Origin of the sequence: Citrobacter sp. A316, assembly GCF_002042945.1 — a bacterium.
Taxonomy (GTDB): Bacteria; Pseudomonadota; Gammaproteobacteria; order Enterobacterales; family Enterobacteriaceae; genus Citrobacter; species Citrobacter portucalensis.
Genome location: NZ_MVFZ01000020.1, coordinates 1 through 16,813 on the forward strand (window position 1 = coordinate 1; position 16,813 = coordinate 16,813).

General features: G+C 52.0%; 16 protein-coding genes and 1 rRNA gene. 8 read left to right on the forward strand and 9 right to left on the reverse strand.

Annotated features, from left to right (window positions below):
* Positions 1-9: 9 nt before the first annotated feature.
* Together rrf and BZK41_RS21105 are read left to right on the forward strand one after the other, a co-directional pair.
* Positions 10-125: ribosomal RNA gene (gene rrf / locus BZK41_RS21100) — 5S ribosomal RNA — on the forward strand.
* Between the two features lie 455 nt (positions 126-580).
* On the forward strand, positions 581-1,879 hold the full coding sequence (locus BZK41_RS21105) for an MFS transporter (protein WP_079939462.1): 1,299 nt from the start codon (positions 581-583) through the stop codon (positions 1,877-1,879).
* Here BZK41_RS21105 and BZK41_RS21110 read toward each other — a convergent pair.
* The 5 genes from BZK41_RS21110 to trxC all read right to left on the reverse strand — a co-directional run bounded on the left by BZK41_RS21110 (position 1,876) and on the right by trxC (position 7,598).
* Positions 1,876-2,199: a YfiM family lipoprotein gene (locus tag BZK41_RS21110; RefSeq protein ID WP_079939520.1), complete on the reverse strand. Its 324-nt coding sequence runs from the start codon at positions 2,197-2,199 to the stop codon at positions 1,876-1,878. The genes BZK41_RS21105 and BZK41_RS21110 overlap by 4 nt on opposite strands.
* 44 nt (positions 2,200-2,243) lie before the next feature.
* Entirely contained in the window at positions 2,244-3,599 is a 1,356-nt protein-coding gene (gene pssA, locus BZK41_RS21115; RefSeq protein ID WP_079939463.1) for a CDP-diacylglycerol--serine O-phosphatidyltransferase, read from the reverse strand.
* 114 nt (positions 3,600-3,713) lie between these two features.
* On the reverse strand, positions 3,714-6,374 hold the full coding sequence (gene pat, locus BZK41_RS21120) for a protein lysine acetyltransferase (RefSeq protein ID WP_079939464.1): 2,661 nt from the start codon (positions 6,372-6,374) through the stop codon (positions 3,714-3,716).
* A 36-nt stretch (positions 6,375-6,410) separates the two neighbouring features.
* Positions 6,411-7,109 (reverse strand): tRNA-uridine aminocarboxypropyltransferase, encoded by a 699-nt coding sequence (tapT, locus tag BZK41_RS21125; protein WP_079939465.1) that lies wholly within the window; start codon positions 7,107-7,109, stop codon positions 6,411-6,413.
* 69 nt (positions 7,110-7,178) lie between these two features.
* Positions 7,179-7,598: a thioredoxin TrxC gene (gene trxC / locus BZK41_RS21130; RefSeq protein ID WP_003037559.1), complete on the reverse strand. Its 420-nt coding sequence runs from the start codon at positions 7,596-7,598 to the stop codon at positions 7,179-7,181.
* 207 nt (positions 7,599-7,805) lie between these two features.
* Between trxC and BZK41_RS21140 the strand changes: the two genes are divergently transcribed.
* Entirely contained in the window at positions 7,806-8,885 is a 1,080-nt protein-coding gene (locus BZK41_RS21140; protein WP_048234691.1) for a tRNA/rRNA methyltransferase, read from the forward strand.
* Positions 8,886-8,918: 33 nt separating this feature from the next.
* Here BZK41_RS21140 and ung read toward each other — a convergent pair whose 3' ends face one another.
* A complete protein-coding gene (gene ung, locus BZK41_RS21145; RefSeq protein ID WP_079939466.1) occupies positions 8,919-9,608 on the reverse strand; it encodes a uracil-DNA glycosylase in 690 nt (229 codons plus the stop codon).
* Positions 9,609-9,925: 317 nt separating this feature from the next.
* Between ung and grcA the strand changes: the two genes are divergently transcribed.
* Positions 9,926-10,309, forward strand: a complete 384-nt coding sequence (gene grcA, locus BZK41_RS21150) for an autonomous glycyl radical cofactor GrcA (RefSeq protein WP_003037563.1) — start codon at positions 9,926-9,928, stop codon at positions 10,307-10,309.
* Positions 10,310-10,388: 79 nt separating this feature from the next.
* Here grcA and eamB read toward each other — a convergent pair whose 3' ends face one another.
* Positions 10,389-10,976 carry a cysteine/O-acetylserine transporter gene (gene eamB / locus BZK41_RS21155; protein ID WP_079939467.1) on the reverse strand — a complete coding sequence of 196 codons (588 nt, stop codon included), beginning with the start codon at positions 10,974-10,976 and terminating at the stop codon, positions 10,389-10,391.
* A gap of 102 nt (positions 10,977-11,078) precedes the next feature.
* On the opposite strand from eamB, the gene BZK41_RS21160 reads away from it, so the two are divergent.
* Positions 11,079-11,975: a LysR family transcriptional regulator gene (locus BZK41_RS21160; protein ID WP_139762641.1), complete on the forward strand. Its 897-nt coding sequence runs from the start codon at positions 11,079-11,081 to the stop codon at positions 11,973-11,975.
* A gap of 17 nt (positions 11,976-11,992) precedes the next feature.
* On the opposite strand, the gene srmB is transcribed toward BZK41_RS21160, so the two are convergent.
* Positions 11,993-13,321 carry an ATP-dependent RNA helicase SrmB gene (gene srmB / locus BZK41_RS21165; RefSeq protein WP_079939469.1) on the reverse strand — a complete coding sequence of 443 codons (1,329 nt, stop codon included), beginning with the start codon at positions 13,319-13,321 and terminating at the stop codon, positions 11,993-11,995.
* 130 nt (positions 13,322-13,451) lie between these two features.
* Here srmB and trmN point away from each other — a divergent pair, with 130 nt between their 5' ends.
* Positions 13,452-14,189, forward strand: coding sequence for a tRNA(1)(Val) (adenine(37)-N(6))-methyltransferase TrmN (trmN, locus tag BZK41_RS21170; protein WP_079939470.1), 738 nt, complete (start codon positions 13,452-13,454; stop codon positions 14,187-14,189).
* Here the strand turns inward: trmN and nadB are convergent.
* On the reverse strand, positions 14,174-15,796 hold the full coding sequence (gene nadB, locus BZK41_RS21175) for an L-aspartate oxidase (RefSeq protein WP_003037572.1): 1,623 nt from the start codon (positions 15,794-15,796) through the stop codon (positions 14,174-14,176). The genes trmN and nadB overlap by 16 nt on opposite strands.
* 305 nt (positions 15,797-16,101) lie before the next feature.
* On the opposite strand from nadB, the gene rseD reads away from it, so the two are divergent.
* Together rseD and rpoE are read left to right on the forward strand one after the other, a co-directional pair.
* Entirely contained in the window at positions 16,102-16,224 is a 123-nt protein-coding gene (rseD, locus tag BZK41_RS27085; RefSeq protein WP_223306697.1) for a rpoE leader peptide RseD, read from the forward strand.
* Positions 16,221-16,796, forward strand: a complete 576-nt coding sequence (gene rpoE / locus BZK41_RS21185; RefSeq protein ID WP_003037573.1) for an RNA polymerase sigma factor RpoE — start codon at positions 16,221-16,223, stop codon at positions 16,794-16,796. Before rseD ends, rpoE begins: the two co-directional genes overlap by 4 nt.
* The last annotated feature ends 17 nt before the right edge of the window (positions 16,797-16,813 follow it).

Consider the following 16,813-nt stretch of genomic DNA (forward strand, 5'->3'; position numbering starts at 1 on the left):
CAGAATTTGCCTGGCGGCTGTAGCGCGGTGGTCCCACCTGACCCCATGCCGAACTCAGAAGTGAAACGCCGTAGCGCCGATGGTAGTGTGGGGTCTCCCCATGCGAGAGTAGGGAACTGCCAGGCATCAATTAAAGTGAAGAAGCCCATCCTGACGGATGGGCTTTTTTGCGTCTGTGCGGGGTAAAAACCGCCGGACTGAACGTATTCTGCAGGCCTGATAAGCGCAGCGCATCAGGCAACACATCTGCACATTGCCGGATGCGGCGTATTGCCTTATCCGGCCTACAGGCGCTGGACTGAATGTATTTTGTAGGCCTGATAAACGTAGCACATCAGGCAATCCCGCATCATACTGCCGGATGCTGCGCACAGCCTTGTCCGGCCTACAAAAGCCTACGCTATTTCTGACCGATAACTTGGATCTCTCCCTCGAAAATATCTGAATCCTTTCTCTGCTAATTAAAATCGTGATCTTTCCCGCACAATAAGATATAACAATTATATAACATTTAATTCACTAAAAAACACACAACCATCATTGATAAATTCACGCGATCGTTGGCAGGGGTACAATTCTAATGGCTGATAGTAGTGTAACTGAGAACGGGGCGCTGGCAGACGGCGATACCCGTCGTCGTATATGGGCGATTGTCGGAGCATCCTCAGGGAATCTGGTCGAATGGTTTGATTTCTATATCTATTCATTCTGTTCTCTTTATTTTGCTCATATCTTTTTTCCCTCCGGAAATACCACCACGCAACTCTTACAAACCGCGGGCGTGTTTGCCGCAGGCTTCTTGATGCGACCAATTGGTGGCTGGCTGTTTGGTCGCATCGCAGATAAGCACGGGCGTAAAAAGTCTATGTTGCTGTCAGTTTGTATGATGTGTATGGGATCGTTGGTGATCGCTTGTCTTCCTGGATATGAAACTATCGGTACCTGGGCTCCTGCGCTATTACTGCTGGCCAGACTATTCCAGGGGTTATCTGTCGGTGGTGAATACGGAACCAGCGCGACCTATATGAGTGAAGTAGCCGTTGAAGGTAAGAAAGGTTTTTATGCTTCATTCCAGTATGTAACGTTAATTGGCGGACAGTTACTGGCATTGCTGGTTGTGGTCATATTACAGCAAACGTTAGAAGACTCAGCGCTCAGAGAGTGGGGTTGGCGTATTCCATTTGCGTTGGGCGCCGTGCTGGCTATTGTTGCGCTATGGCTGCGTCGCCAGTTGGATGAAACCTCTAAACAGGACGTTCGCGCGCTGAAAGAAGCGGGCTCTCTGAAAGGTCTGTGGCGTAATCGCAAAGCCTTTGTCATGGTGCTTGGCTTTACCGCCGCGGGTTCGTTGTGTTTTTACACGTTCACAACCTATATGCAGAAGTACCTGGTTAACACAGCCGGTATGCATGCCAACGTAGCCAGCGGGATTATGACGGCGGCACTGTGTGTGTTCATGCTGGTACAACCGCTGTTCGGCGCCTTGTCAGATAAAATAGGCCGACGTACTTCAATGCTGTGTTTTGGCGCGTTGGCCGCGATTTTCACCGTTCCCATTCTGACAGCATTGCAAAGCGTGACATCCCCTTACATGGCTTTTGCTCTGGTGATGTGTGCCCTGTTAATCGTGAGTTTCTATACGTCAATCAGCGGTATTTTGAAGGCCGAAATGTTCCCGGCGCAGGTGCGCGCTCTGGGAGTTGGCTTATCTTATGCGGTGGCCAATGCGCTGTTTGGCGGTTCAGCTGAATATGTGGCGTTGTCCCTGAAGTCTGTTGGTATGGAAACGACATTCTTCTGGTACGTCACTGCGCTGGCAGTAGTTGCGTTTTTAGTATCGCTAATGCTGCATGGGAAGGGGAAAGGTCTGCGCCTCTAGTAATGTGCCAGTTGCCAGACAGCATAGCCGGTAGACGCGCCTGCAACATCCCAGGCGAAGTCCTTCCAGCTCCAGCCGCTCCCAGCTGGACGGCTGTCCCACAGCTCTTTTGACGCGCCCAGGCTGACTGAGAACATCAGGCCGATAGCCGCACTGCGATTGCGGCTGTTGCCCTGATGTTGGGCATATTCATTGCCGGCTGCGGCAAGCATGGCAGAGGCGATGAAGTGTTGAGCTTTGTCTTGCCCGCTCCACTGGTCGTTAGCCATGTGGCTGCAGCCAGAAATGGCCAGGATACTGGTAAGAATGAACAGGCGCACCGTTGCCTCCATATGAAAAACCCCGTCACTGGACGGGGTCTTGATTACAGAATTCGGCTAATCAATCTGTCGATACGAATACGGCGTAGTCGACGGATGAGCTTGCGTACTTTTACCGGATAGTCGGCAATGCTCTGCAGGTCGCGATAGTGCTTAACCACTGTCGTATGCGTACGGATAAGCTCCAGCTCTTTATCGCGCTGAGCGGTGAGCTCTTGCTTAGGATCGTGGATAAGGATGGCGTTTTCCAGATCCAGACGCCAGGCGCGAGGGTTAAGGTTGTTGCCGGTGAGCAGCATCCATTTATCATCAACCCACATACCTTTCAGATGATAGGTGTTGTCATCATCTTTCCATAGGCGTACGACCAACTGGTCGGTATTCACATAATACTGCAATCTGCTCAGGAAGCGGCGCAGATTTATTTCATACAGATAAGGCAGCGCGCCGATGATCTTGAATGGCTCATCTTCCGGAATGAAAAAGTCGTTGGCAGTTTTATCACCGACAATGATTTCAACCTTTTTCCCTTCACGCAGCAGTTGAATGATATTGCGCACGAGTATGGCGGGCAGGTTGAAATAAGGGGTACAGATTGTGAGCTTGTGCTCCGCGCAGGGCATAAGATGGAAAATGGTCTTATTTAACAGACTGGATTTCCCAAGGCCCACCAGAGGCGTCACCGAAAGCTGTTCGTTATCAGCATCACCCTGAAAATGGAATGACGCATCGCGCAGTTCCTGACGGTATAAGCGGATGTCGTTTTTAATTTCCGGGCTTTTCGGGCGATTAACATCATCAAGGCGGTTAACGCCGCGACCCTTCATCAGGTTCTGCGCGACCCAATCGAACATGATATCGGCCATTTGCGCATTGCGAATCAACTGATAACGGTCATATCGATATTTATCATGCTGATGCAGGTAAACATCGTTCAGACTTGCCCCGCTGTACAGGACGCTGTCATCGATAATAAAGCCTTTGAAATGCAGGACGCCAAGCGCTTCACGGGTGTTAATCGGAACGCCATAGACAGGAATATCGATACCAGGGTTTTCTTGCGCCATTCGGCAATACCAGTCAGCATTGGTATTGGATGCCGCAGCCCCAATACGACCGCGCTGGGCTCGGTGCCAGTCGACAAGCACTCGGACATCCAGTTCAGGACGCTGCCGTTTTGCCGCATAGAGAGCGTCAAGTATGCCTTTACCACCGTCATCCTGTTCCAGGTACAGCGCAATAATGCAGATCCGTCGCGTCGCGCTGGCTATTTTTTCCAGCAGAGTCTCCCTGAAATTAGCGGGAGCATAAAAGAAATCTACATCATCAACTGACTGAGAAATCTTGGGTAGTTGGGCAAGGTGTTGTTGATGTTTATTACGCTTAAATTTTGACAACATCACAGTGCATTTCTTCTCTGTTCATTGAAGGGTCCTCTGTGCTATGCAGACGACATAAGCGGGCAATGATACCACCAGTGCCCATTAATGTGGTCAACATTTCCAGTACCTTACTCACGATTCCTCACATTGGGCCAGATTAAGCGTTAGCCCAACAATTCCCTCTTCGAGCTGGACGTCAACAACAAACCCGAGTTTTCGGGCCAGGGCGACCATCCCACGATTGTTCGGCATCGTAATACCATTCAAACGTATAAGTCCGTGATCTCGAGTGTAGGCAATTAATTTTTCCATCAATCGGCGACCCAGTCCAAGCCCTTTGAGATCGGAACGAACCAATACGGCAAACTCGGCGTCAACGTTATCAGGATCCGAGATCGCTCGCGTTACGCCGAGGATCTCTTCATGATTATCTTTACAACGCACCGCAACAAAGGCCATTTCCCGATCGTAGTCGATCTGCGTCATATTGGCTAAATCTTCGTGGGTAAATTCGTTGATCTCACTGAAATAGCGATAATAAAGATCTTCTTTTGTCACTTGAGAAATGAACTGCTGTAGATGAGGTTCATCCTCCGGCAAAATGGGGCGGAACAGACAGCGCTCGCCGTTTTTCAACTCCACCCACTCTTCAAGCTGATGGGGGTAGGGACGTACAGCCAATCTGCTTTCGTTATCTCCCGTGAAAGGGGCAATGTCCAGTGTGACATCCAGTGCGGTAAATTCACCGGCGGAGGCCAGCAGCGGATGAATATCCAGACGCTGAATTTCCGGACAGTCGACGATCAGGTTGGAGACCTGCACCAGAAGTTGGCTCAACCCGGCGATATCCAATGGGCGCAGTGCGCTACGCGCGCGGATCTTTTTATTTTTGATCCCCTGGATCACCAGATAACGCGCCAGATTCATATTTAATGGCGGCAATGCCACCACGGCTTGATCTTCCGGTCGCCACTCAACACCACCTTCACCCAGCATAATCAACGGGCCAAATACCGGGTCGTGTTCAACGACGACGCGAAGTTCCTGAGCACCAGCGCGATTCGCCATACTTTGTACTAATAAACCGTGAATGCGTGCTTGTGGCCAGGCCATTTTTACCCGATCGAAAATGGCATTGGCAGCCTGCTGCACTTCTGTTGCTGTACGCAGGTAGAGCATTACCCCCTGAACTTCCGACTTATGCGGGATATCAGGAGAGCGCAGCTTGAGCGCCACAGGGTAGCCGATTTGCTCCGCGATGTGTACGGCTTCCGCGCTGTCGCTGGCGATCCACGTTGGCAGCGTATGTAAGCCATAAGCCTGTAAAATCGGCTGCACTTCATGGGTATCAAGCGATGTTGCGCCTTCAGCAATCGCCCGCTGTAACAGATTATGCGCTTCGGCGGTGTTGGAGGTCAGGCTGTCAGGCAGCGCAGGCGTTTCCCGCAGCTGCTTCTGGTTACGCCGATACTCCACCATATGCATAAATGCGGTGATAGTCCCTTCTGGCGTACGGTAGGTAGGCAGTCCGGCTTCGCTAAACAGTCTGCGGGCTTCCTGAGAGGAAAACTCTCCGCACCAGTTGGTCAGCAACGAGACGAATTTTCCTCGCGGATGATGCTTTACCGCTTCAATCAATGCCTGTGCGCTTTCGGTTCCGGGAGCGGCTGCGCTGGGTGAATGAATCACCATCAACGCGTCGAAATCCTGGCTGGCGAGCAAAATATCCAGCGTCTTAACGTAGTGTTCGCTGCTGGCGTCATCACGCAGATCCAGCGGGTTGGCGATATCAACATGTTCAGGCAATGCATCGCGTAATTTCTGGCAGGTGTCTTCACTCAACGTTGCCAACTTGCCATTTTTTGACCACAGTTCATCTAATGCCAGTGCGGCAGGCGCGGCCCCATTGCTGATGATCATCAGCCTGTCGCCACGTAGTGGACGCATGTGGCTCAAGGTTTCGACTGCTGAGAACAGCTCATGAGTGTCTTGTACGCGTAATAAACCGGCGCGCTGAATAGCTGCATCCCACGCAGGATCCATCCCGGCGCTGGTATGCAGTAAACGCTGCGCTGCAGGGCTGCGGCCGCTCTTAATCACCAGAATAGGTTTATTGCGCGAGGCGCTGCGGGCGGCGGAAACAAAGCGCCGGGCATCACTTAAATGTTCGAGATACAGCAATATCGCGCTGGTTTTGCTGTCGCGCGCGAGGTAATCCAGCAACTCATCAACGTCGATATCCAGGCTATCACCCAGCGCGATAAAGTAAGAAAAGCCCATTTCTCTCTGCTGTGCCCAGTCGAGTATGGTATTGGATACGGCGGCGGATTGAGAGATAAAAGCCAGCTTGCCGCGCTTAATCGGGACGGGGGAAAAGCTGGCGTTAAGTCCCTGCCAGGGCGCGAGAAGCCCCAGGCTGTTGGGGCCCAGCAAACGTATGTTGTAGCGTGATGCGCAGGCCAGCAGTTCTGCGTGCTGCGCCGTGGGAGCTGAGAGAATAATGCAGGTTTTACAGCCTTTCTCGCCAAGCGCTTCGAGTAACGCCAGGTTACGGCTGGCATTGGTACACAACACGGCGAGATCCGGGCTAAAAGGCAGGCTGTTGATATTGGGCCACGCCAGTACGCCCAACACCGCTTTCCATGCGGGCGTCACCGGTAAAACAGGTCCATTGAAACCGCCGGCAAGCAGGTTACGCATCATCAGGTAACCCGCGCGATTAGGCTTCATTGATGCCCCAATCACCGCAATGGATTTCGGTCGCAGTAGTGCTTCCAGACCACGCTGACTCATATCGGCTTCCTTAATGACACCAGTGACCGAATGATTTTAAACGTTTTCTGATGAATCTGCTGTGACGCTTCCCTGATGTTGAGTTTTTCCTGCCAGGTAGCGGGTTTTAAAGCGAGTAAAATGATCGCTTAACCCTTCCGCAGCTTGCGTATCTCCCGCCAGATCCAACAAGGCGATGGCCACTTCGGCAGTGCAATATTGCCCTTCGGCGTGAACGCCACGCAGGTGGTAAGCAGAAAGGCGTGATAAATCAACGGAGATTACCGGCAGGTTATCAAGGTACGGGCTTTTGCGGAACATTTTACGTGCCTCAGGCCAGGTACCATCAAGCATAATAAATAACGGTGGTTTACCGGCTGGTGGCGTGAAAATTACTTCACGCTCTTCACCCGCATAGGAGGCCGGGAATACAACCATCGGCTGGTAATCCGGATTTTTCACCAGTTCCAGCAGCGCCTGCGGCGGCTCGGTGCGTGACCACTGAAAAGCCGTGGTATCGGGCAGAATATCAGCAATTAAACGCCCCGTGTTGCTGGGCTTCATCGGCTCGGTATCAAACATCACCAGACAAAAGCGACTTTTTGCCTCAGAGGGCACCAGCGTTGCGCACAAGCAGAGTTTCTGCGGCAGCAGGCAGCGCTGACAGCGGCGAACGCGATTACCTCGGGCAAGGAAAGGACGCGTGGCGCGCGCGAGGCGCTCAGCGCGTAACTGAAGAACAGCGTTATCGGTCATGGGGAAACACGTTGAAAAACGCTATTGTCGCAGAGGTGAAAACGGGGCACAAGATGTGCCCCGTAGAGATTATAATGATTCGTTAAGCCAGCTATCAAACGGGGCTTTTGGTACAGCGCCGTTAAGCATGTCGACGATTTCACCTTTTCTGAAGATCATGATGGTCGGAATGCTGCGGATACCGAAACGGGCGCTGAGTTCACGCTCGGCTTCCGTATTCACTTTAACGAAACGCACTTTACCGCTACGCTCTTCCGCGACATCTTCAAAAATTGGGGCGAAGTTACGACATGGACCACACCAGGGGGCCCAAAAGTCAACGACCACCGGGAGATCGTCTTTTAACAGTTTATCCAGTGTTTCACCGGTCGCATTGATCACCTCCCCATCAAACAGGTCGTGACCACAGCGTCCGCATTTAGCCGCTTCCTGGACACGATCGTCGGGGATGCGGTTGATAGCCTGGCAGCTGGTACAAACGGTATTCATAACTAACCTCTGGATGAGTGGAGTGGACTTCACGGCAGGAACGCCGATATGTTTCTATTATGTTACATATTATCGGGGAGTCTGTTCTAAACAACAATGCGTTTTATTCAATGAGTACAATAGTCCTTAGCTTTTAAATGAAATAATGGCTAACGACGTGCACATCGGGTAATCTGCGCGCTTCGCGCAGAGCAGGTGGAGAAAAACATGAGCGACGAACTGAAGAACAAAAACGGCAAGGTCAAAGTGATGTACGTCCGCAGTGACGATGACTCGGATAAACGCACCCAAAATCCACGTACTGGCAAAGGCGGCGGTCGCCCCGGTACTTCCCGAGCCGAAGGCGGTCGTCGCCCTGCCCGTGATGACCGAAAGGGTCCGAACAGCGAACGCGGTCGTGAACGTGGTCGTGACCGCGATGTAGAACGTGACCGCAGACGTGAAGATTCACCGTGGCGTACCGTGTCCCGCGCACCGAATGATGACGCAGCGGATAAAGCCGATCACGGCGGTATTAGCGGTAAGAGCTTTATCGATCCTGAAGTATTACGCCGTCAGCGCGCGGAAGAAACCCGCGTTTACGGTGAGAATGCCTGTCAGGCTCTGTTCCAGAGTCGTCCGGACGCCATCGTCCGCGCCTGGTTTGTTCAGAGCGTAACCCCACGCTTTAAAGAAGCATTACGCTGGATGGCGGCAAACCGCAAAGCCTATCACGTGGTTGACGAAGCCGAGCTGGCGAAAGCCTCTGGCACAGAACATCACGGTGGAGTCTGTTTCCTGATCAAAAAACGTAACGGTACTACCGTTAAGCAGTGGGTCGGACAGGCAGGGGCGCAGGATTGCGTGCTGGCACTGGAAGATATCGCTAACCCGCATAACCTGGGCGGCATGATGCGTAGCTGCGCGCACTTCGGTGTGAAAGGCGTGGTGGTACAAGATGCGGCGCTGCTGGAATCAGGTGCGGCTATCCGTACCGCTGAGGGCGGGGCTGAGCACGTTCAACCTATCACCGGTGACAGCATCGTTGATGTACTGGACGACTTCCGCCAGGCGGGTTACACGGTTGTGATGACCTCAAGCGCGAAAGGCAAACCGCTGTTTACTACCACGCTGCCGGAAAAAATGGTGCTGGTATTAGGGCGTGAGCGTGAAGCTCTGCCAGAAGCAGCATGTTCAGCCGACGACCTGTGCGTTGCAATTGACGGCACTGGCAAGGTAGAAACGCTCAACGTTTCTGTGGCAACAGGCGTGCTGCTCGCGGAGTGGTGGCGTCAGAACAAAGCCTGATAATAAAAATGCCAGCGAATCGCTGGCATTTTTTTACTCACTTTCTGCGGGTAATACTGGCATCCAGTCAATCGGCTTTTCACCTCGTTGTTCCAGCCACTCATTCGCCAGAACAAAGTGATTGCAGCCAAAGAAACCGCGATGCGCAGAGAGCGGTGATGGGTGGGGCGCTTTCAACACATGGTGACGCTGCGTATCAATAATCGCGCCTTTCTTCTGTGCGTGAGAACCCCAGAGCAGGAAAACCACGCCTTCCCGATGTTGGTTAATCAGGCTGATGACTTTATCGGTAAATGTTTCCCACCCAAGGCTGGCGTGAGAATGTGCCTGACCGGCGCGGACGGTGAGTACGGTGTTGAGTAACAGTACCCCCTGGCGTGCCCAGCTTTCCAGATATCCGTGCGCTGGGCGCGTGAAGCCTGGAATCGTTGCCTCCAGCTCTTTGTACATGTTCAGCAACGAGGGTGGGGTGGCAATACCTGGGCGGACAGAGAACGCGAGACCGTGTGCCTGGCCTGGACCGTGGTAAGGATCCTGACCCAGGATGACAACTTTCACGTCGCCAAGCTCGGTAAAGCGAAAAGCGTTAAACACATCTTTTTGCGGCGGATAAATTGTCATACCCGACTGACGCTCGCCGGCAACAGTATGAAGCGTGTTAACAAAATAAGGCTGCTGTTTCTCTTCAGCCAGCACATCGTGCCAGGTTAATTCGGTGGCCATCTCGCTCTCCTGCGAATTTTCAATCCCCCTAGCTTAACTGCTTCTTTCGACGTCGCAAAATTCTGTACGTTTCTCAATGGTCTACCCCTTAAAGATAGTTGAAAATTTATGTAAAAAGTTTAGCTGTGTACATGGCGTAAGTTGATGTAAAACAATAAAATCCACCTATCACCACTTTTCATGTGTGGTTTTTATTGATTTAAATCAAAGAATCAAGGGTGTGTGAGGGGTATATATACACTCAAGCAACAATGGTTTTACCAATTGGCCGGATGACGGCCAACCGAGATCAAATAATTTTGCCGGGGAGGCATCAAATGATTACAGGTATCCAGATTACTAAAGCTGCAAACGACGACCTGCTGAACTCTTTCTGGCTGCTGGACAGCGAAAAAGGCGAAGCACGCTGCATCGTTGCGAAAGCAGGTTTCAATGCTGATGAAGTCGTTGCAGTCAGCAAACTGGGCGAAATCGAATACCGTGAAGTACCGGTAGACGTACAGCCGGAAGTCCGCGTGGAAGGTGGTCAGCACCTGAACGTAAACGTTCTGCGTCGCGAAACGTTGGAAGATGCTGTTAAGCATCCGGAAAAATACCCGCAGCTGACAATCCGTGTTTCTGGTTATGCAGTGCGTTTCAACTCTCTGACCCCAGAACAGCAGCGCGACGTTATTGCTCGTACCTTTACTGAGAGCCTGTAAGGCTCACGGGGAATAACCCCGTTTAGCAGAGAATCTGAAAGCGGAAGATGCCAGCGCGTCTTCCGCTTTTTTACGTCCGTTAGTAAAAGATCCTCACCGCACAATACACCAACAGCAGCGCCAGAATGATATTCAACTGTCGACCGTAACGGCGAAAAACGCGCTGAAAAAGATGGCCTGCCAGCGCCCAGCATGCATTCCCGAAGGTGCCGATCAGCGCCAACAGAATACTTACCCCAATCAGCCAGTGTGCGTCCTGAGTGTACGGTAATACAAACGTGGATAACGCGGTAATGCCGTACAAAATGATTTTCACGTTAACAAACTGCAAGCCAAAGCTTGCCCAGAAGCTAATAGGCTCTGACTGCAATCTATCGTTTGAGATCGGGCTGGTGGCGATCTTCAGCGCCAGCCACAGGATATAAGCAGCTCCCGCCCAACTGAGCCAATGGATGATGGCTGGATCCATGACCGCCAGTGAAAATGAAATCCCGGCGCACATTAGCATGACGAATAAAAAGCCCAGACTCATTCCGGCCAGTACGCGTGTACTCTGACGAAAACCGTGTGACGTCGCGGCACTGAGCGCAAGGATGTTGTTTGGTCCGGGGGTTAGCGCGGTAATCAATGTATAGGTCCAGAATGCACTTAAAAGCGTGGAGGTCACTTGTTATCTCCTGTGTTTTAGTAGACAGTACCCGAGATAAAACATTTAAAAAAATGAATGTTTTTGCATTCTGAGTTCGATATTTTCGATGGGTTGGTGCGGATGGATTTACGTCGGTTTATTACGCTAAAAACGGTGGTGGAAGAGGGCTCGTTTCTGCGGGCATCACAAAAACTGTGCTGTACGCAATCAACAGTTACCTTTCATATTCAACAGCTTGAGCAAGAACTTTCGGTGCAGTTGTTTGAAAAAATTGGTCGCCGGATGTGTCTCACCAGTGAGGGGAAACGGCTGATGCCGCATATCCATGACCTGACGCGCGTGATGGCATCGATTCGACAGTCGGCACAACAGGATGTGCAGCCGAGCGGCGATCTACGTGTCGCGACAGGCGAAACGCTGCTGGCGTATAAAATGCCACAGGTTTTACAGCGATTTAAACAACGTGCGCCTCATGTGCGGTTGTCTTTACAGTCGCTCAATTGTTATGTCATTCGTGACGCGTTGCTCAGTGATGAGGTCGATCTGGGGGTGTTTTATCGGGTAGGTAATGACGATGCCCTGGAGTTGATGCCGCTTGGCGATCAGTCACTGGCATTAGTTGCTTCGCCACTGCTTCAGCACGTTGATTTTACCCAGCATAACCAGCACATTCCTTTCAGTTTTATCATTAATGAGCCGCAATGTATTTTCAGACAACGCTTCGAGGGGCTACTGCGTAAACGACAGATTACGTTGGAAAACACCATTGAGTTATGGAGCATTGAAAGCATTAAGCAGTGCGTATCGGCAAATCTTGGGGTCAGCTTTTTGCCGCGTTTTGCCGTCGAGAAGGAGCTACGTTCAGGGGAATTGATTGAATTACCGTTCAGTGAAAATCCTGAGCTCATTACTGCATTGTGCGGTTATCATGCCGGAAAAGTCGTTAGCCCGGCGATGCGGGTGTTTCTTGAGTGTATTGAAGAGAGTTTTACATTACGTGAAAAAATGCCGGGCTAAATCGCCCGGCATTCGGTTTACTCTTTGTCGGACTGCTGAGTAGCAGCTCCGCTCGGCTTACGACGTTTGCCGATATTTTTGGCGTCGCGGTGACGTTTTTTCACCCGCGGCTTCTCTTTCTCTTTCGCCTTCTTCTCAGCGCGCTTCGCCAGCACTTTCTTAGATGGCTTACCGTTAGATTTCTCACTTGGCGCGCGCGTGGTTGGACGCAGTTCGTCTATGACGCGTGCTTTCAGCGGCTCGTCAATATAGCGGCTCGCTTTGCCGAGCAGCAGATGATCGTGCGCTTCAACCAAAGAGATCGCAGTGCCTTTACGGCCAGCACGACCGGTACGGCCAATACGGTGCAGATAGGCATCGCCACTGCGCGGCATGTCGAAGTTAAACACGTGGCTGACGTCAGGAATATCGATCCCGCGAGCGGCAACGTCGGTTGCTACCAGCACGTTCACTCGGCCATCGGTCAGGCGTTTGATCGCTTCGTTACGTTTGTTCTGCACCATCTCGCCTTCGAGATAGCAGTTATTAATGCCTGCCTGGCGCAGCCAGCCTGCCAGTTCGTGCACACGCTCGCGTTTGCGTACAAAGACAATCGAGCGAGTCGCTTCCGGCTGTTTTAACAGGTGGATTAGCATGGCAGTTTTGTGCTCGATGTCATCGGCACGGTAGTAAAACTGATGGATCTTCTTGCGTTCGCGGGTGGACGGATCCGCAGAGACTTCAACCGGATCTTCCAACAGACGCTCGGCAAAATCTTTAATCGCATCGCCTTCCAGCGTGGCAGAGAACAGCATGGTTTGCTTACGCCAGCGGGTTTCACCGGCGATATGCTCGATGTCCTGGGCAAAGCCCATGTCCAGCATACGGTCAGCTTCATCGAGAATTAGCGTCTCAACCGCATGGCAGTCGAAGTTTTCTTCTTTAATGTATTGCAGCAGACGACCCGTGGTGGCAACCACGATGTCCTGGTTTGCGCTAAAGACTTCCATGTGGTTCATGTAAGCCACGCCGCCGGTAATCGTAGCGATATCCAGATGCGTATTCTTCGCCAGTTCACGAGCGTGTTCGGCAACCTGCATCGCCAGTTCGCGCGTTGGCGTCAGGATTAAAATGCGCGGCGGACCAGATTTCTTGCGCGGGAAGTCGAGCAGGTGCTGCAACGCTGGCAGCAAATATGCCGCCGTTTTACCGGTGCCTGTCGGCGCAGAACCGAGTACATCACGGCCATCGAGCGCAGGCGGAATGGCGGCAGCCTGAATGGCGGTCGGGCGAGTGAAACCTTTTTCCTGGAGGGCATCCAGAAGGCTTTCATCGAGTTCAAGTTCGGAAAAAGTCGTTACAGTCATGTTCTACCTCTGAGTGGGGCGCTGATTATAGACGTTACGGCTGCAATCTTCATCTGTTTGTATGGATATACCTTCTCAGGTATTGTTTTTATCCTATGTTATCGTTTTTTTTCCAGGAAGGTTGTTCTTCATGCCCCAGTCTACATCCGTACTGAGACGTAATGGATTTACTTTTAAGCAGTTTTTTGTGGCACACGATCGCTGTGCAATGAAAGTCGGAACAGACGGTATTTTATTGGGGGCCTGGGCTCCCGTTGCGGGCGTAAAGCGGATCCTGGATATTGGTACCGGGAGCGGCCTGTTGGCGCTGATGCTGGCCCAGCGCACTGATGAAAACGTCATCATTGACGCCGTGGAGCTTGATGTCGACGCCGCGCAGCAGGCGCAGGAGAACATCGCGCAATCTCCGTGGATGCATCGCGTGAGTGTTCATACAGAAGATGCGCAGCAGTGGATACCGCGTCAGACCGTGCGTTTTGATTTGATAATCAGCAACCCTCCCTATTATGAACAGGGCGTGGAATGTGCTACACCGCAGCGCGAGCAGGCGCGTTATACCACCACGCTCGATCACCAGGCGTTGCTTACGCTGGCGGCGGACAGTATTACGGAAGACGGTTTTTTTTGTGTCGTGCTGCCGGAACAGATTGGGAACGCGTTTACCCAGCAGGCATTAAGTATGGGCTGGCATCTGCGATTACGTACGGATGTAGCAGAAACGGAAGCCCGACTACCGCATCGGGTATTGCTGGCATTCTCCCCGCAGGCCGGGGAGTGCTTTAGCGACAGGCTGGTGATTCGTGGGCCAGACCAACGTTACTCTGAAGGTTACACGGCGCTGACCCAGGCATTTTACCTGTTTATGTGATGACTTAGCGGCGAGAGAATGGACGGGCCTGCTTCTGGAAGCTGCTCTGGATAATCCAGCGTGTAGTGCAGGCCCCGACTCTCTTTGCGCATCATTGCGCAGCGGACAATCAGCTCGGCAACCTGCACCAGGTTACGCAGTTCCAGCAAATTGTTCGACACGCGAAAATGGGCATAATACTCGTCGATTTCCTGTTGCAGCATGGTAATACGGCGCAGAGCGCGCTCCAGGCGCTTGGTCGTACGCACAATACCGACGTAATCCCACATGAACAGCCGTAGCTCATGCCAGTTATGCTGGATAACAACCAACTCATCCGGATTTTCTACCCGGCTTTCATCCCAGCCCGGGAGCGTGCTAACGCCGCGAGCATAAGGCATGCGCCTGTCGATATCTTCAGCCGCGGACCAGCCGTAAACCAGACACTCCAGCAATGAGTTCGATGCCATCCGGTTGGCGCCATGCAGGCCGGTGTAACTTACTTCGCCGATCGCATACAGTCCGTCGACATCGGTACGGCCAAAGTCATCAACCATCACGCCGCCGCAGGTATAGTGCGCGGCAGGCACGATGGGAACCGGCTCTTTGGTTAAATCAATGCCCAGTCCCAGCAACTTTTCATAAATCATCGGGAAATGCTGACGAACAAATTCTTCCGGCTTATGGCTGATATCGAGGAACATGCAATCGGCACCCAGACGCTTCATTTCATGGTCAATGGCGCGGGCGACAATATCGCGGGGAGCCAGTTCGCCGCGCTCGTCAAAATCGGGCATAAAGCGTGAACCGTCAGGGCGCTTCAGGTGCGCGCCTTCGCCGCGCAGCGCTTCGGTCAGCAGAAAATTGCGCGCCTGCGGATGATACAGCGCTGTCGGGTGAAACTGGTTAAACTCCAGGTTGGCGACGCGACATCCCGCGCGCCAGGCCATTGCAATTCCGTCACCCGATGAAATATCCGGATTGGTGGTGTATTGATACACCTTTGACGCACCGCCGGTGGCCAACACTACCGACTTCGCATGGCAGGTTTCGACGGCTTCTTTATTACGATTCCAGATCCATGCGCCGACAACCCGACGCGTTCCCGGCAGACCGATTTTATCGGAGACAATCAGGTCGACAGCATTACTGCGCTCAAGAACCCGGATATTGGGATGATTTTGTGCCTGGCTGACGAGGGTGGTTTCGACTTCTTTGCCGGTAGCATCCGCAGCGTGCAGGATGCGTCGATGGCTGTGACCGCCTTCACGGGTCAGGTGATAACTCTCTTCGCCGTTAGGCTGAACCTGCGTATCAAATAAGACGCCCTGATCGATAAGCCATTGAACGCAGGTGCGGGCATTGCTGGCGACAAACTCAACCGCATGGCGATCGCACAGCCCGGCCCCGGCAATCAGCGTATCTTCAACGTGGGAGTCGATACTGTCGGTTTCATCGAAAACAGCGGCAATACCGCCCTGGGCATAAAATGTCGAGCCTTCGCTGACCGGCCCTTTGCTCAGCACAATAACCTGATGTTTTTCAGCCAGGCGCAGCGCCAGTGAGAGTCCGGCAGCCCCGCTGCCAATGATCAGCACGTCACAGGATAATTCAGGAGTCGTATTCATGATCTTTGTTTAATTTACTAAACAGTGTTTGGTCACCATAGCACCACATTGCGCGATACTGCACGTTTTATTTTTAAATGTGTTGCAATGACTAAACATGAAAGAAAAGCATGATGAGGGCTAAATAGGCAAAAATATTTTGTGAAGCAGGCCGTTAGCATCAGATTATGTGATGAAATAAAGTGCCCGTTGGGTTACTCTGCAAGCGGTGAAATGGGCATTTCTGTACAGATAGTGCGTTGATCGGGTTATGTAGACTTATAATGAGAGATAAGACCTGTCTACAACATGACAAACAAAAAACAATGCGTAACGGAACTTTACGAAACTTGAGCACTCTAAGCATTTGCTTGCTCATAGTGAAGCTGATGGAGTGGCGTTTCGAAGGCGCGTGGAAATTTGGTTTGGGGAGACTTTACCTCGGATGAGCGAGCAGTTAACGGACCAGGTCCTGGTAGAACGGGTCCAGAAGGGAGATCAGAAAGCCTTTAACCTACTGGTAGTGCGCTATCAGCATAAGGTGGCGAGTCTGGTTTCTCGCTATGTACCGTCGGGTGATGTACCCGATGTAGTACAAGAAGCATTTATCAAAGCCTATCGTGCGCTGGACTCGTTCCGGGGAGATAGTGCTTTTTATACCTGGCTGTATCGTATTGCAGTCAATACAGCGAAGAATTACCTGGTCGCTCAGGGGCGTCGTCCACCTTCAAGTGATATTGATGCGATTGAAGCAGAAAATTACGAAAGTGGCGGTGCGCTGAAAGAAATTTCGAACCCTGAGAACTTAATGTTGTCAGAAGAACTGAGACAGATAGTTTTCCGAACTATTGAGTCCCTCCCGGAAGATTTACGCATGGCAATAACCTTGCGGGAGCTGGATGGCCTGAGCTATGAAGAGATAGCCGCTATCATGGATTGTCCGGTAGGTACGGTGCGTTCACGTATCTTCCGAGCGAGGGAAGCTATTGATAATAAAGTTCAACCGCTTATCAGGCGTTGACGATAGCGGGATACTGG

Coding starts and splice junctions, on each gene's coding strand:
- rpoE (WP_003037573.1), top strand. CDS start 16,221: ATGAGCGAGCAGTTAACGGACCAGGTCCTGGTAGAACGGGTCCAGAAG.
- BZK41_RS21140 (WP_048234691.1), top strand. CDS start 7,806: ATGAGCGACGAACTGAAGAACAAAAACGGCAAGGTCAAAGTGATGTAC.
- grcA (WP_003037563.1), top strand. CDS start 9,926: ATGATTACAGGTATCCAGATTACTAAAGCTGCAAACGACGACCTGCTG.
- BZK41_RS21160 (WP_139762641.1), top strand. CDS start 11,079: ATGGATTTACGTCGGTTTATTACGCTAAAAACGGTGGTGGAAGAGGGC.
- tapT (WP_079939465.1), bottom strand. CDS start 7,109: ATGACCGATAACGCTGTTCTTCAGTTACGCGCTGAGCGCCTCGCGCGC.
- trmN (WP_079939470.1), top strand. CDS start 13,452: ATGCCCCAGTCTACATCCGTACTGAGACGTAATGGATTTACTTTTAAG.
- pat (WP_079939464.1), bottom strand. CDS start 6,374: ATGAGTCAGCGTGGTCTGGAAGCACTACTGCGACCGAAATCCATTGCG.
- rseD (WP_223306697.1), top strand. CDS start 16,102: ATGCGTAACGGAACTTTACGAAACTTGAGCACTCTAAGCATTTGCTTG.
- trxC (WP_003037559.1), bottom strand. CDS start 7,598: ATGAATACCGTTTGTACCAGCTGCCAGGCTATCAACCGCATCCCCGAC.
- ung (WP_079939466.1), bottom strand. CDS start 9,608: ATGGCCACCGAATTAACCTGGCACGATGTGCTGGCTGAAGAGAAACAG.
- srmB (WP_079939469.1), bottom strand. CDS start 13,321: ATGACTGTAACGACTTTTTCCGAACTTGAACTCGATGAAAGCCTTCTG.
- BZK41_RS21105 (WP_079939462.1), top strand. CDS start 581: ATGGCTGATAGTAGTGTAACTGAGAACGGGGCGCTGGCAGACGGCGAT.
- pssA (WP_079939463.1), bottom strand. CDS start 3,599: ATGTTGTCAAAATTTAAGCGTAATAAACATCAACAACACCTTGCCCAA.
- nadB (WP_003037572.1), bottom strand. CDS start 15,796: ATGAATACGACTCCTGAATTATCCTGTGACGTGCTGATCATTGGCAGC.